17 protein-coding genes are annotated in these 15,387 nt (G+C 41.0%); 6 read left to right on the top strand and 11 right to left on the bottom strand.

Features of this window, described 5'->3' with window-relative positions; genetic code table 11:
* Positions 1-7: 7 nt before the first annotated feature.
* Positions 8-364: a DUF1360 domain-containing protein gene (locus AR334_RS21450; protein ID WP_066317449.1), complete on the bottom strand. Its 357-nt coding sequence runs from the start codon at positions 362-364 to the stop codon at positions 8-10.
* A 147-nt stretch (positions 365-511) separates the two neighbouring features.
* Between AR334_RS21450 and AR334_RS21445 the strand changes: the two genes are divergently transcribed.
* A complete protein-coding gene (locus AR334_RS21445) occupies positions 512-1,018 on the top strand; it encodes a CotY/CotZ family spore coat protein (protein WP_066317446.1) in 507 nt (168 codons plus the stop codon).
* Positions 1,019-1,056: 38 nt separating this feature from the next.
* Here AR334_RS21445 and AR334_RS21440 read toward each other — a convergent pair whose 3' ends face one another.
* The 3 genes from AR334_RS21440 to AR334_RS21430 all read right to left on the bottom strand — a co-directional run bounded on the left by AR334_RS21440 (position 1,057) and on the right by AR334_RS21430 (position 4,342).
* Entirely contained in the window at positions 1,057-1,506 is a 450-nt protein-coding gene (locus AR334_RS21440) for a CotO family spore coat protein (protein WP_066317443.1), read from the bottom strand.
* A 104-nt stretch (positions 1,507-1,610) separates the two neighbouring features.
* Entirely contained in the window at positions 1,611-2,381 is a 771-nt protein-coding gene (fabI, locus tag AR334_RS21435; protein ID WP_066317442.1) for an enoyl-ACP reductase FabI, read from the bottom strand.
* Between the two features lie 89 nt (positions 2,382-2,470).
* Positions 2,471-4,342 (bottom strand): monovalent cation:proton antiporter family protein, encoded by a 1,872-nt coding sequence (locus AR334_RS21430; protein WP_066317432.1) that lies wholly within the window; start codon positions 4,340-4,342, stop codon positions 2,471-2,473.
* Between the two features lie 89 nt (positions 4,343-4,431).
* Here AR334_RS21430 and prpE point away from each other — a divergent pair, with 89 nt between their 5' ends.
* Positions 4,432-5,172: a bis(5'-nucleosyl)-tetraphosphatase PrpE gene (gene prpE / locus AR334_RS21425; RefSeq protein WP_066317428.1), complete on the top strand. Its 741-nt coding sequence runs from the start codon at positions 4,432-4,434 to the stop codon at positions 5,170-5,172.
* Between the two features lie 26 nt (positions 5,173-5,198).
* Here prpE and AR334_RS21420 read toward each other — a convergent pair whose 3' ends face one another.
* From AR334_RS21420 to AR334_RS21405, 4 genes are read right to left on the bottom strand one after another with little or no spacing between them, the layout of a single operon-like run.
* Positions 5,199-6,092 (bottom strand): RluA family pseudouridine synthase, encoded by an 894-nt coding sequence (locus AR334_RS21420; RefSeq protein ID WP_066317426.1) that lies wholly within the window; start codon positions 6,090-6,092, stop codon positions 5,199-5,201.
* 15 nt (positions 6,093-6,107) lie between these two features.
* Positions 6,108-6,902, bottom strand: coding sequence for an NAD kinase (locus tag AR334_RS21415; RefSeq protein ID WP_066317424.1), 795 nt, complete (start codon positions 6,900-6,902; stop codon positions 6,108-6,110).
* Between the two features lie 46 nt (positions 6,903-6,948).
* Complete coding sequence (locus tag AR334_RS21410) at positions 6,949-7,587, bottom strand: GTP pyrophosphokinase family protein (RefSeq protein WP_066317417.1); 639 nt, start codon at positions 7,585-7,587, stop codon at positions 6,949-6,951.
* Positions 7,588-7,610: 23 nt separating this feature from the next.
* Positions 7,611-7,976, bottom strand: coding sequence for a hypothetical protein (locus AR334_RS21405; protein WP_066317416.1), 366 nt, complete (start codon positions 7,974-7,976; stop codon positions 7,611-7,613).
* 111 nt (positions 7,977-8,087) lie between these two features.
* Between AR334_RS21405 and AR334_RS21400 the strand changes: the two genes are divergently transcribed.
* From AR334_RS21400 to AR334_RS29645, 4 genes are all read left to right on the top strand, one after another.
* The gene (locus AR334_RS21400) at positions 8,088-8,672 is read left to right on the top strand and encodes a CYTH domain-containing protein (RefSeq protein WP_367576369.1); all 585 of its coding nucleotides are present in this window, start codon (positions 8,088-8,090) and stop codon (positions 8,670-8,672) included.
* Positions 8,673-8,817: 145 nt separating this feature from the next.
* On the top strand, positions 8,818-9,228 hold the full coding sequence (locus AR334_RS21395) for a globin (protein WP_066317415.1): 411 nt from the start codon (positions 8,818-8,820) through the stop codon (positions 9,226-9,228).
* Complete coding sequence (locus tag AR334_RS21390) at positions 9,197-10,090, top strand: ClpXP adapter SpxH family protein (protein WP_066317413.1); 894 nt, start codon at positions 9,197-9,199, stop codon at positions 10,088-10,090. Before AR334_RS21395 ends, AR334_RS21390 begins: the two co-directional genes overlap by 32 nt.
* 312 nt (positions 10,091-10,402) lie before the next feature.
* Positions 10,403-10,576, top strand: coding sequence for a hypothetical protein (locus AR334_RS29645; protein ID WP_156431358.1), 174 nt, complete (start codon positions 10,403-10,405; stop codon positions 10,574-10,576).
* Between the two features lie 36 nt (positions 10,577-10,612).
* Here AR334_RS29645 and pepF read toward each other — a convergent pair whose 3' ends face one another.
* The 3 genes from pepF to cls all read right to left on the bottom strand — a co-directional run bounded on the left by pepF (position 10,613) and on the right by cls (position 15,370).
* On the bottom strand, positions 10,613-12,430 hold the full coding sequence (gene pepF / locus AR334_RS21385) for an oligoendopeptidase F (RefSeq protein WP_066317411.1): 1,818 nt from the start codon (positions 12,428-12,430) through the stop codon (positions 10,613-10,615).
* A 131-nt stretch (positions 12,431-12,561) separates the two neighbouring features.
* Entirely contained in the window at positions 12,562-13,761 is a 1,200-nt protein-coding gene (locus AR334_RS21380) for a competence protein CoiA (RefSeq protein ID WP_066317408.1), read from the bottom strand.
* Positions 13,762-13,858: 97 nt separating this feature from the next.
* Positions 13,859-15,370 carry a cardiolipin synthase gene (cls, locus tag AR334_RS21375; protein ID WP_066317405.1) on the bottom strand — a complete coding sequence of 504 codons (1,512 nt, stop codon included), beginning with the start codon at positions 15,368-15,370 and terminating at the stop codon, positions 13,859-13,861.
* Between the last annotated feature and the right edge of the window lie 17 nt (positions 15,371-15,387).

Raw genomic sequence — 15,387 nt, 5'->3', positions numbered from 1 at the left:
AAAAACCTTATTTTCCTAAAAAGAATTGTACAATTGTTTCCAATATCGACGCGATTCCAGCAACTGCCAATATAAGAATAATGGTACCGGCAATGTCTGGAAAAAAATAATAAAAACCGATCATTCCCGCAGCAGCCCAAATCCCCGTGCACCAATAACAGCTTAATAGCTCACCAAAAAATTTCCTCCAGCCTGATTTTTTCGGAGTATAGTAAATTTCCATTTCCCCATTTTCATTCATTTCTTGTATTTCATCATAAAAAGGGCTTCTGATAAACTCAGTAATTTTGTCAAAGACGATAAGTCTAGTTAGCCTAAAAACTGCAAGAGACAGAAGTAGGAAAGTAAAAATAGTTATCTTCATAACCGTTGATCCTTTCATTATTGGACTGATATCGCATCATGGAAAAAGCCTAATTTTAGTAAATAAGGCAATTGTCCGTAACCCAAAAGGCTTTTGTGAAATATGTTAGTACTGTAAGATATATTACGGAGTAAGGAGGAAAAATAAATGGGTTGTGGAAACTCTCGTCACAATCGCGAAAACGAAAGTTGCGTATGTCAAGTAGTTCGCGCGATTAAAGATATTCAAGATACCGCTCAAGAAGAAGAATGCCAATCCTGTACCAGTTGTTTTAACGAGCCCCTTGGTTCACTAGTTTCGCCGGTAAGGGAAAATGTTGACACTCGTGTGTTCGTTTTAAAAACAAAAGATGGTTCTCCATTCCATGCATTTTTTAACAATGATGACAATGCATGCGTATCCATCTACTTCCGCGTTGAAGATGTATTTGACAACTGTTGTGCCACACTGCGTGTTCTTGTTCCAGGAAAAAGAGAAGGCACAAAATTTGTTCCGGTAAACTTGGTTAATTGCGATGACAAGTGCTGCATTAACCTGGCAAAACATTGTCAAGTTACAGCCTTCATGGCAAGCAACGACTGTGTGACCGTCGACTTGAACTGCTTCTGTGCGATTCAATGTATTGCAGACGTAAACTTGGGAATTTGCAATTAAACAAATGAGCCAGTCGGATAATCGGCTGGCCTTTTTTATTAACGCTTGATTCCGATCATGACAATATTTTTGAGCTGATTGATCGGTATTGTCTGTGAAAGCTGATTTGCGGTTTCAATCGTTATTTGATGATCATCGGCATCCCTAAGGGTTCCCAGAAATTTCTCATCCGCGGTATAAAATACACAAGGGACCGGAGGCAGCACCTTTGGAAAGTTTATTAAATAATCTAATCTCTCCTGAACATTCATTTCTTTAAACGGTTTGACCCGGTTGAAGCCTGAATGCATTCTATCGGTTTGATTTGAATCCTCCGGTGCGGAAGATACCGGCTTTCTCATCTCTTTAACAGGAGACTCGATTTCCTCCGTCTTTGGCTCCGTTTCCAGCTTGCTTTTAAAAATCTCCTGCATATTGGTATCGGATGGAGTCCCTGAAAAAGACTGATTAATAAACAGCGTTGGACCTTTGCCCTTTTTCTTTGACATAAGCACACCTCCCCTTTGCCTACACTTTATATGTATGCGAAACGCCTATACCCGTTCACAACTTTTTGGTATAACAAAAGCCCGCTTTATCAGCGGGCTTTTCATTATAAAATATGATATCCTGAATCGACGTGAATGTTTTCACCCGTGATTCCGCGGGATAAATCACTAAATAAGAATAAAGCGGTATCGCCAACTTCTTCCGGAGTGGTTGGCCTTCTAAGCGGTGCCTTTTCTTCAATTTCTTTTAGTATCAAGTTGAAATCACTGACACCCTTGGCTGAAAGTGTGCGAATCGGGCCAGCAGAAATGGAATTAACACGAATGTTTTCCTTGCCAAGGTCAGCAGCCAAATAGCGGACACTGGCATCTAGGGACGCTTTGGCAACCCCCATGACATTATAATTTGTAATAGCGCGCTCACCGCCGAGATAGGTCATGGTCACGATGCTGCCCCCTTCAGTCATTAAACCGCGGGCTTCTTTTGCCACAGCCGTTAATGAATATGAACTGATGTTATGGGCTAATAAAAAGCCATCCCTTGTCGTATTCAGATATTCACCTTGAAGTTCTTCTTTATTGGCGAAAGCTATTGCATGGGCAACTCCATGAATCGTGCCGGCTGCCGCCTTAATTTCAGCAAAGCATTTTGCAATCGCTTCGTCACTGGTGACATCACAAGGGAGCACCAATGTTCCCTCCGCTTCTAATGATTCCGCCAATTCGCGGACACTGCTTTCAAGTCTTTCCCCTGCATACGTAAACACCAATCTTGCCCCGGCATTATGCAGCGAACGGGCAATCCCCCATGCAATACTGCGTTTATTGGCAACACCCATCACCACAAATGTTTTATTGGCTAATGAAAGATTCATTTCTTTAAAGTCCCCCTACCATATTACAAGATATTAGTACTTGGTACTAATTGTACACTAAATTCGGCAAAATGCAAAGGGAAGCGGGGTTAATAAAATCTTTTTCCCGCTTCATGAAATTCCAGCTCTTGTTTCAGTTGATCGACATACTCCTTTGTGCCTGTCACAATCAAGCGATCGTGCATTTGCAGTTCGGTGTCGCCATGAGGAACAATAGAATCCTTGCCACGGAATATCCTGACAAAAATAACATCACCTGTAAACGGAAATTCTCGTAACGACATGCCGTCAAACAACTCATTTTTCATAACAATCTCATAAAGACCAGTTTCCTGGTTTGTTAAAATATTTATCACTGTTGGAGACTCGATAAGGGCCCGCAACAATGCCTTCGTTGACAATAAGGACGAAAACACTTCAACATTATCCCTCCTTAGATTTTGCTCCAATTCGGGACTTTCAACTCTGGCGATCACCCGTGGAACTCCTCTTTCCTTCGCTGCTTTGGCAAGGGTTGCATTCAGTTCTTCTTGACCGGTAGAAATCACGACAATTTCTGAATGGAACACATTGGTTTTTGAAATCGATTCAACTGAAAAGTCCTCGATTTCCTGAATTTCAAAAAGAGAATTATTTGCAATTCTCTTATCCGCTTTTTCTATTTTTGTATGATAAAGAACAGGATCGTAAAGTCCGGATTTTAGTTCTAGCGAAACTGGCAAAGTAATTTGATTCGCTCCCAGAAACGCGACCGGTACCTTCTTATTTGCAGTTTCTTCCCTAGGAAACAGCTTTTTAAAGACGATTGGCGTAAAAATGGAGGTGATAACGGCCACCAAGATTAGCGTTCCTTTCATCTGCTCTGTTATAACACCTATTCGCTCTCCAATTGTTGCTGAAGCAATCACCAGTGAGAGGGTCGAGGTCAGCAGAAATGCAGATGCAACGACGGTTTTCGTATCATACCAAATTCTTAATAGGAAAACTGGCAGTAGTTTCGATAATAATAGCGCCAATAGTAACAATGGAATTAATAGTAGGAGCCTTTTTTCACTGAATAATGACCAAATGTCCAATTCGACCCCGACCATGACAAAAAAGATTGGGATTAGAAATCCATAGCCAAAAGAATCAAGCTTATGTACAAGCTCTTGATTCGGTGACAGCAAAGAGACAAGAACTCCAGCAAGAAACGCTCCCAAAATGTTTTCAGCGCCAACCGTTTCAGATAATCCTACCAATACGATAATTAAGGTGAAAACGGCTCTTGTACCTATTTGTACCGTCCCGGTGGATAACGCTTCAAAAAAATTGAGTTTTTTGAATCTTTTTCCGACAAAATAGAGAAGAATTCCCGCTGCAAATAAAATTAATAACAGCCAGGTATTTCCCCCCGATTCATTGATTGAAACAAAAAATGCAAGCAAAATCATTGTAGCCAAGTCAGCTATTACGGCGATCAGCAATATTATTTGTCCAAAGACTGTTTTCATCAGGTGTGCTTCTTTAAGCGTCGGGACAACAACCCCAAGTGAAATGGTGGAGATAATCAGTGTCATCAAAAACGCACTATCAATAAAACCTGCCAGAACAAATAAATAGGACAATCCAAGCGAAAGGATGAAAACTCCAATAAAAATGACCGTCGAAACAACAAACGAATTTGGCTCTTTCCTCCCACTAGGCAGAGTTTTATGTTTATTGCCGCCGGAAAAAACGGTAAAATCAATTTCGAGTCCGCTCAAAAACATGAGGAAGATAAACCCAAGCGTGGACAGTGTCGCCAGCCACATATCTTCATGAACGATATCAAAACCGCTTTTCCCAATAATAAGACCAACTATGATTTCAGCCACCACAACGGGGATCACATTCAGTTTAAGGTGATGTAAAAGAATTGGCGTTAAAAAAGCCATTGTCACTACAATTAGCAATGAAGTAACGGATACATGCTGTTCCATTCTTTACCTCCTTATAAAGGTTCCAAGGTAATTTTTTATAAAAGTATGACTCCAGACAAAAAATAATCGGGAAGGGGGCTCCATTAACGATGAAAATAGATATTATTGGCGATATCCACGGTTGCTATCAGGAATTAAAGGAATTAACCATTAAACTTGGCTATAGCTGGGAGAGCGGAATCCCACTCCATCCGGAAAAACGGGTCCTTGGCTTTGTCGGCGACTTAACGGACAGGGGGCCAGCATCTCTCAAGGTTGTTGAGATTGTATGGAAACTAGTGATGGAACAGAAATCGGCTTACTACACACCTGGGAACCATTGCAATAAGTTATATCGTTTTTTTCTCGGCAACAAGGTGCAGGTTACACACGGACTTGAAACAACGGTTGCGGAATATGAATCATTATATAAACAAGAACGGCAATCCATTCGTACAAAATTTATCGAGCTCTATGAAAAGTCCGATCTTTATCTAGTATTAGACAATAAAAATCTTGTAATCGCCCATGCTGGGATTAAAGAAGAATTAATTGGCAAGAGTAATGGAAAAGTAAAAGAATTCGTACTTTATGGAGATATTACAGGTGAAAAGCATCCCGATGGCTCACCGGTCAGGAGAGATTGGGCCAGAAACTATCATGGGGCAGCTACAATTGTTTACGGCCATACCCCTGTCAAAGAACCAAGAATCATCAACAATACATATAATATCGACACTGGTGCGGTATTTGGCGGTAAGTTGACCGCGTTAAGGTATCCCGAAATGGAACTGTTCCATGTTCCTTCTACTATGCCATATGTCGAGGAAAAATTTAAGCAATTTGACTAGCAGTTTAAAAGTGGCTGCCCATAAAATTAATGGGCAGCCTTGATTATTTCCTCCATATCCGCAGGAAGCGGGGAGCTAAAGGTCATTTCTTTCCGCGAAAACGGATGAATCAATTTGATCGACTTGGAATGCAGTGCCTGTCTTTTGAGGGCAGAAATATCCCCTCCATATAAATCATCCCCCAATAACGGATGTCCCAGATATGACATATGTACTCTAATTTGATGGGTACGTCCTGTCTCAAGTTCAAGTTCAACATGGGAAAATCCACGGTGTCTCTTTAACACTCGATAATGGGTACAAGCAAATTGGCCGTTTTCTCTTACCTCACGTTCAATGATGCTGTCCGCTTTTCTGCCTATTGGGGCCCGGATCGTCCCGGAATCGGCGGGAATCATGCCGCCAGCCAAAGCTTCATAAATCCTTTTCACCTGGCCCTTGCGCTGCATTAAACTGAACAAATGGTGAACATGCCGATGCTTGGCAACTAACACAATCCCTGATGTGTCCCGGTCCAGTCGAGTTACTATGTGTGCTGTCGCCAATATTCCCTGTTTCTCATAATAACCAATTAGCGCATTTGCCAGGCTGCCGGATGGGTGCTCACGTGATGGAATGGTATTCATTCCCGGGGGTTTAACCACAACAAGGAGGAAATCATCTTCAAACAGAATGGTTAATGGTATATCCTCGCCTTGAAAGCCAGGAGTTTCCTTTGGGAAGATAACAGTTAACTGGTCTTCCTGCAAAAGTTTATACCGCACGTTTACCTCTTCACCATTAACTAGGATGCTACCGCCCTTAAACTTGATATCCGTCAGTGCCGTTCGGGATATCTCATTACATGTTAAAAAGTCCCTGATGAGCATACCTGAATTGCTGTCATCAATTACCCAGTCCATTCGAAAATTTTCCGCCATAAAAAACTCCTCTACTTAATCAGAAATAAATGAATCATGGACTCTCTTCCAAAATGGAAACGGCCGGAAACGCGCAAAGCGGATTTTTTCATCTGGAACCCGGAATTGGATTGACTTCACATCCTTATGAAGCAATGTTAGATGATCAATCGTAATTTGGAAATCAGTGCGATTAACCGGTTTCAACATACAAGTATGGTGTGCAGGAAGGATCAGCGGCGACCCTACTGTACGAAACACACGGTTATTGATTGATGCCATTTCCGCCACTTGGATAGCCGAGATCGACGGGTGAATAATCGCTCCTCCCAATGCCTTGTTATAGGCAGTGCTGCCCGATGGCGTAGATACGCATAGTCCGTCACCACGGAACCGTTCGAAATGCTGACCGCGAATCTCCACATCCATTACGAGCGTCCCCTCAACACTTTTGACGGTCGATTCGTTCAGCGCTAAGTATCGGGACTCTTTTCCCGCGTGCGAATAGCGAATAATTACCTCAAGCAGGGGATATTCCACTACTTGGTAAGGGGTTTTCGCGATCGCAATCACTAACTTTTCAATTTCATCGGGAGTCCAATCTGCATAGAATCCTAAATGGCCTGTATGTATTCCGACAAAGGCCGTTTTACTTAGTCGACTGCTGTAGCGATGAAAGGCATATAGAAGCGTTCCGTCCCCGCCAATCGATATGACAATGTCCGGCTGGTCCTCATCGTATTTTAGATCAAAATCGAGTAGGTACGTCCTCATTTTATGCATTAAAATATTGGATTTTTGATCTCCTTTTGACGTAATTGCAAATTTCATCACGATAACTCCTCTTTTGAAATGCTTGCAACTGCTTTAAGCTGATCTAATTATTTTCTTCCTGGGTCAATTCTTTTTTTCTTGAGAAAAAAGCTTGAGCCTCTTTAATCTCTCCGCGGATTAACGACATTTCCTTATCCAGCCGAAATGCAGCTTCGGCAGCCCGCTGTAGCCGCATTCTAATATCGGCAGGAAACGCGCCTTTATATTTATAGTTAAGGGAATGCTCAATGGTTGCCCAAAAGTTCATTGCTAACGTTCTGATTTGAATTTCTGCTAGGATTTTCTTTTCCCCATGTATGGTTTGAACGGGATAACGGATGACGACATGATAAGAGCGATATCCGCTTGTCTTTTCGTGGGAAATATAATCTCTTTCCTCAACAATTTCAAAATCATTACGATTTCTTAACAATTCCACAACCCGATGGATATCCTCCACAAATTGGCACATAATCCGCATCCCTGCGATATCCTGCATTTCTTCCTCCAATTTATCAAGCGGGATTCCTTTTTGGTTGGCCTTATCAAGGATGCTGGCAATTGGTTTTACCCTGCCTGTGACAAATTCAATTGGCGAATGGGAAGAGTCCAGTTCAAATTGGCCTCTCATTCCCTTTAATTTGACTTTCAACTCATTAATGGCCTGCTTATAGGGTGCTAAAAATTGATCCCAATGCTTCATGACTACACCTCGACAATAACAAATTACCCTTGAAAAACTTCTTCTACTTTTGCGACCATTTCTTTTCCATAATTGCTATTCCCTTTAATATTGTCGATGACATATTCCAATTCGCCTTGAAAGTCAACTAGCTCCATTTGTCCATCACGATAAGTAATCCAAACACTCAAAGCTTTATCCATGGCCGTTTTTACAATCGGCCATAAACGTTCAGGTATCGCAATATATGTATAATCGTCCTGTCCCTCCATTAAGTATATAAAAGCTACTTGGTCGGTATCGACAAGAACTTGCCCTCCTGGATGCAGATTTTCAATTGATTCATCCGCGCTAAAAATCAGCTTACTAGCGGAAATTACCGCTGTCTCTACTGTTATCCTTTTCTTCATGCAGCCTAGCACCTCCATCTTCCTATTTTAGCATAATCCCCCCAATTCTCCCAAGGATTGCAGTTTCATATTAAAATGAGATAATGGAGAAATGAATCACTTGAAAGGAACATGATGATGTCCCAAAATCTTGAAATAGAATTCAAAAATATGTTGACTAAAAACGAATACGAAAGGTTTTTAAAGGAGTTTAACATCGACAAGAAAAAAATTTTCTCCCAAGAAAATCACTACTTTGACACTCCTGAATTTGCCTTGAAGACCTTAGGTACCGCACTTAGAATCAGAAAAAAACCGGACGGTTGGGAAATGACATTAAAGCAGCCGGTAGATATCGGGCTTCTCGAAACAAATCAGGATATAAGCGAAGAAGAAGCCCACCAGGCAATTGGGTTTAACAAGCTCCCATTGGGTAAAATTCAACACATAATCGAAGACAACGGGATTCCCTTCTCAAACCTAGAATATTTTGGGTGTTTGACCACTAAAAGGGTAGAAGTGGAATATAACCAAGGATTACTCGTTCTCGACCACAGCCTCTACTTAGCTAACGAGGATTATGAATTGGAGCTTGAAGTAAACGAAGAACAACCAGGCAAAGAATCCTTCCTAGCCTTACTTAAGCAATTTGGCATTCCCGTTCGACACACAAAAAATAAAATCCAGAGGTTCTATCAGAAAAAATACGCAGATTAATATTGTATTTATATTGATAAACTACTTAGAATCAAGGCAAGAAATTTGAGATATGAAATGGGCATTGTTACAATAAAGCAAACAAAGATGTTGCAAAGGTTGCATAAAAGCATTTTTTATTAAAGTAATTAGAGGAGTTGTCAACATGATTGAGAAAAGCTTAACACCTTTCGAGGCCATTGGAGAAGAAACTCTCCATCGACTTGTTGAAACATTCTATGGCCTTGTTGGACAACATCCTGACCTTGCCCCGATTTTCCCGAATGATTTTACGGAAATTGCCCGTAAACAAAAGCAGTTTTTAACTCAATATTTAGGAGGTCCTCCGCTGTATACCGAGGAGCATGGCCATCCTATGATGCGCGCCCGCCATCTTCCTTTTCCGGTTACGCCTGCTCGTGCAAAGGCTTGGCTCTCCTGCATGTCCCAGGCAATGGATTTGTGCGGGTTAACAGGAAACTTGCGGGACGAATTTTATTCGCGGCTTTATTTAACGGCCCAGCATATGATCAATACGCCAGACGATGAAAGAGATTCGGGTGAAAGTCGTGAATAGTTTCTGGTCACAAAGTTCGAAGCACCATTGCGGCGGCAGCGATAAAAAACCGCTGGAGATCTATATGTTTATTGATCCATTATGCCCGGAATGCTGGGCTCTCGAACCGATTTTGAAAAAACTTCAGATTGAATATGGCCGTTATTTTTCACTTAAGCATGTTTTGAGCGGCAGATTGGCCAATTTAAATCTTAGTAAAAAGAAAAATTATGAGAGTATTGCGGAATTATGGGAAAAAACAGCCAGCAGGTCAGGAATGTCATGTGACGGAAGCCTTTGGCATGAAACTCCTGTCGACGCCCCGTATAATGTTTCGTTAGCTTTAAAAGCGTCGGAACTGCAAGGAAGACGGGCGGGAATCCGCTTTTTGCGCAGAATCCAGGAGCTGCTATTTTTGGAGAAACAAAACATTTCGAATCTGGAGGTTTTAAAGGCTTGTGCCGAAAGTGTCGGACTCGATGTGGAAGAATTCACCAAAGATATGCATTCAGAATCTGCATCAAAGGCGTTTCAGAATGATTTGCAAATTACATCCGAAATGGATGTTCATGAGATTCCAACCCTCGTGTTTTTTAATGAAAATGTAGAGGATGAAGGGATTAAAATTACCGGCAGTTATCCGTATGACGTTTATGTTCAGATTCTCGAAGAAATGTTAACCGAAAAGCCGGAAAAGTCCACTCCGCCGCCATTGGAAACCTTCCTGAAGGCATTCAAGTTTGTCGCCACTAAAGAAATAGCTGTTGTTTATAATATGACTGTTTCTCAAATTGAGCGGGAAATGAAAAAATTGGTTTTAAAGCAAGTGGTCGAACAAATCCCGGCCAAATACGGAACATTTTGGCGGTACATCGATAGCTGAAAAAAATGCCGGATATGCCCGGCATTTTGTTATTCTTCCATAAAAACGAAAATGCCTTGCAGTTTCCGCTGCAAGGCATTTCCTATTAATACGAACAAAGGGGATGGGAGAAATTTTTCACGGTCAAACAAAGGGGTATATGTTTGTTGTGATCAACTTCACGTATTAAATATAGCATGGGGGCAAGTTAGAGACAATACTCTTGTAGTTTGTTTCACAATATTGTCAAATAATCATAATTTCATAATTTCGTCAATAGACATGATAATGTAGATTTATATTCACGCTTTAGCCGAGAGGTGGAATGTTATATTGAAAAAATTTTATGGTGCTATTATGCTGTTGTTTTTTTTAATCGCTTTTTTTCTGCATATTTTGGCTTTAATGAAAATATTCCCTTTGCTTATCAGTATTCCACTTCTACTTATCGCGATTTTTATTCCTGCTGTATTAATCAATGATAGAAAGAGATTTAAGGGATTCTAAGAAGGGATGGCTCCCTTTAGGTGCCATCCCTTTCTTTTAGGATAATAGCTGTTCCAGTTCGTTCAGTTTTTCTTCAAATACCTTGCAGGCATTTTTGATTGGTTCGGCGCTTGTCATATCGACACCGGCTTTTTTCAGTACTTCTATAGGATAATCCGAGCTTCCGGCGCTTAGGAATTCGATATAACGTTTAACCGCTCGGTCGCCTTCCTCCAAGATTTGCTTGCTTAAAGCTGTTGCCGCACTAAAGCCAGTCGCATATTGGTATACATAATAATTGTAATAGAAATGCGGGATTCTCGCCCATTCTAGGCCAATTTCCTCATCGATGACAATATCCTTTTCTCCAAAGTACTTCTTATTTAACTCATAATAAAGTTCTGTTAAGGAATCGGCTGTTAATGCTTCATTATTTTGGGCTTTTTGATGGATGAGATGCTCAAATTCGGCAAACATCGTCTGGCGGAATACGGTGCCTCTAAAACCTTCCAAATAGTGATTCAGCAAGTAAATTCGCTTTTGTTCATCATCAATTGTTTTTAATAAATAATCATTCAGCAACGCTTCATTACAAGTGGATGCGACCTCAGCCACGAAAATGGAATAATCCCCATAAGGATAAGGCTGGGTTTTCCTTGTATAGTAGCTGTGAACGGAATGTCCAAACTCATGGGCTAAAGTAAATAGGTTATTGACATTATCCTGCCAGTTCATCAGGATATATGGATGGGTCCCATACGCTCCGGAGGAATAAGCACCACTGCGCTTGCCTTTATTTTCATGGACATCGACCCAGCGATTTTCGAAACCTTCCTTTAGAATGTTGGAATACTCCTCGCCAAGTGGCGAGAGGCCCTTGATCACCAAGTCCTTTGCTTCCTCATATTTAATCTCCATTTTGACATCCTTGACAAGTGGTGTATACAAATCATACATATGAAGCTCGTTCAATCCTAAAACCTTTTTCCTCAAACTTATATATCGATGCAATAAATGTAAGTTTTCATTAACAGTGTTTACCAGATTATCATAAACGGATTCTGGAATATTGTTGGCTGCAAGCGCTGCATGACGGGCTGAATTATAGTTCCTCACTCTTGCATAGAAATTATCTTTCTTAATATTTCCGCTTAAGGTGCTTGCAAATGTATTTTTAAAATCACCATAGGTTTTATATACTGCCTTAAATGCATCGCGTCTGACACGCTGGTCACTGCTTTCCAAGAAACGGATATAACGGCCGTGGGTAATTTCCACTTCCTCCCCGTTCTCATCCTTGATTGAAGGGAACTCCAGGTCTGCATTGTTCAACATGCCGAACGTATTGCTCGAGGCATTCATTACCTCACCTGCTTCTGCAAGAAGCGCCTCTTGTTCCGCACTTAATACATGCGGCCGCTGAAGGTTGATTTCTTGGAGGGCATGTTCATAAAGCTTTAACTCGGGCTTTTCAGATAAAAATCCAGTCAATTTGCTTTCTTCGATTGAGAGCAATTCAGGTACAATAAACGCCAGTTGACTAGCTGCCTGGGAGTAGAGATTTTTGATCCGGTCATCCAAACCTTGATAAAAGGAGTTGGTTGTGTCCTGATCATATCTCATGTGGGAATATGTATAAAGCTTGCCCAGCCGTTCCATTAATCTGTCCTGAAACTGCAGTGCCTGATAAAGAGTTTCCGCACCTGTCCCTAGCTTCCCTTCAAAATCCTTAATCCCTGGGATCAGGCCCTTAACCTCTTGAAACTCTTTCTCCCATTGCTCGTCACTGGCAAAAATATCTTCCAATTTCCATGTATCTTCGACAGGTATTTCACTTCTTGCCGGCAGTGATTTCACAGAAGCTTCATTCGCCATTGTCCATCCTCCATTCTTAAGTTTAATTTGCTACCCTTTCATTATATTCTCTTCATTCCACCAATTTCCTTTATTATGCCTTGAAAAATGTTGCAAGGCTTCCTATATTATGCCCATTACCCCGTTTTCATTTAGCTATTTTTCAAAAATTGCTGATAAACATGCTGGAAAAGCTGCATTGCTTTTTCTTTTTCTGAATTGGAGCGAGGGATGGTTATTTTTCGGTTCAATTTACAAGCGGCGGTATTAATCCTGGTAAGAATACCCAGGCCCATTAGTTGATGAAAATACTCAAGTACAGGAACCATCGGATGTACCGCATCAAGCTGCGGTAAATGGCGGATGATGATTTCTTTACGACTGATTCGTTTATTAACCTGCCAGGTCAACTCTTGTAAAGTAATGAAGTCCCCTGAATTCTTATTCGCAAAGAGATCGAGAAATAAATAGGTTTGCCAAATGACTGGGGAACTATAGATATAAAAGGAATGTGGCACAGGCAGGCCGATTTCAGGGGGCAATAAAAAGAGATTAAGATTACGCTTGTAAAGTTCCTGCAAAAACGGATTTTTACCATGGCCTGGTTGCAGCGCCCATTTAAAAGTATAGTTTTCCAGTTCGCGGGTCCAACATGAAAAATTGAGTTGATTTAATGGTATACGCGGCTCCAAAATGTCCTGTATTAAAGTCGATGCCACTGGAAAGTTGGATTGATGAACGAAAGCATTTTTAACCGAATAAGGAGTAATGGAGTTAACAATGTGAAATTTTCTCGATTTAGGACAATAGGCGGGGATGTAAAATTGGCCTGCATCTGAAGCCCGTAAAAATAAATAAAGAAAATTAGATAGAGGTACAGTCCTTCTATAAGTGGGGTGAAGATGATGAGATGAAACAATCCAAAGCGGTATATAATCATGTTCAAGATAAGTTTTCGTCCGCTTAATAAATACGGTTTCTGGTAATGGTGAGCACTGAAATTCCAAAGCATATTTTCTACCATTAAACCGGAATAAAATATCGGGCCGCTGACCAATCTCCTTGTCGTAGTATTCCAGTATGCAGGGGATTTTTTGACAGGTAAGCCATTGGTAAAGCTGAAGCTTTCCTTCTAAATGAGCCTCAGTTTCGCGTTCATATGAATCTTGGCATGTGCTTCCCCTTTTATGGGCGAAATGGAAAATCCGCTGGTCCCCCAGTTTTAGCAAAACTGGCTCACCACATTCTGGACAATAAAATTCCTCATAATCTCGCAGCCTCAATAAAGATTCTTTTGATTGCTGATTCGCCAAGCAAATCAGCGTGCCGACTTTAGTTTTTGCTGTTAACACTTTCAACTCCTCCTTTCTTTAGTTGATATTCGACAGGATTCCGCAAAATCCTCTTATCCTCTTGTAAATAAAAAAACCCGCCTGTCGACGGGTTTTTTTAAAGCAGCGGCGAGAGAAGCCTTGCTGTAGACTCCAATAACCTCAAGCCAATATGGCGCTGTCCAAATGTTTTTAATTCTAATTGTTTTGAGTAATCCAGATCGTTTAAAAACTCCGCCACAAGCTTCTGCGTGCTTTTGGTCTTAAACAGGAAAGCATTCACTTCAAAGTTTAAGTGAAAACTTCTCATGTCCATGTTGGATGTTCCAATTGAAGCCAGTTCACCGTCAACTATTACTATTTTGCTATGCATAAACCCTCGTTCGTATTCGTACACCTTGACCCCAGCTTCCAATAGTTCCGGAAAATAGGATCTGGAGGCGTGAAACACAATTCGTTTGTCTGGACGGTTTGGGACCAGCAGCCTAACATCAATGCCGCTAAGGGCTGCAACCTTAATGGCTGAAAAAATATCTTCGTCAGGGATAAAGTATGGGGAGGCAATCCAGACAGATTTTCTCGCAGAGCCAATCATTGAGAAAAAGATGTCCTTGATTACGCTCCATTCATTATCCGGACCTCCGGCAATCAGCTGCACCCCTCCGTGACTTTTATCGTCTAGTTGCGGGGATAAATACTCAGCTGTCAAAAAACTATGATTCGTCATATAATACCAATCTTGCAGAAAAATCAACTGAAGCGTCCGAACCGCTTCACCTCTAAGCAATAGATGGGTATCCCGCCAGAAGCCAATATCCTTGTTCCTTCCCAAATACTCATCGCCAATATTTAATCCGCCGACAAACCCGATATTACCATCGATGACGATAATTTTGCGATGATTGCGGAAATTAAATTTATTATTTAAAAACGGCAATTTAACCGGACCAAAGCAGACCGTTTCGATACCAGCATTCTTAAGGTCGTTTATATAAGCTTTTGATAGTTGCCAGGAACCGACTGCGTCATACATGAAACGAACCTTGACGCCTTGACCTGCCTTTTCAATTAAGACATTTTTTATTTCCTCGCCAATTTGGTCATGACGAACAATATAATATTCCATATGAATATGATGCCGGGCCCGGTTTAATTCTTCAATAATATGACGAAAGGTTTCCTCGCCGTTGGTTAATACTTTTGTTGCAGTATCAAAGGAGATCGGGCTGTTGCCCAGCTTCTGCGCGAGTTTAAATAATTTCCCTTGGTGTTCTCCCATTAACTGAAGCTTTTCCTCGCTTCTTGGATCATTTTCCCCTTCAACAGTCAAGAAGGCCTGTTTATCAAGGAAATATTTTTTGCGGAATATTTTTTCTTTCCGATGATTTCGTCCAAAAAGCAAATAAAAAATAAATCCGACAAGCGGAAAGCTTCCCAGTACAATCAACCAGGTAATGGTTTGAGCGGGATGCCGATTTTCTAAAAAGATAACAAATCCAATGAAAATAACCGAAAGCGAAATCAATACACTTAAGAATCCAATTAAACCGCTCTCCAACTGATTCCTAAAGAAAAACAATAGTACGGATAGCACCATTAAAAAAATGACAACCCTTACCGTGTTCTTCATGTATCTCACCTCACCTG

The organism is Bacillus sp. FJAT-29814, assembly GCF_001510715.1.
GTDB lineage: Bacteria > Bacillota > Bacilli > Bacillales > Cytobacillaceae > Neobacillus.
Note: the sequence above shows the minus strand (reverse complement) of the source record. Positions and strands in the feature narration are given on the sequence as shown.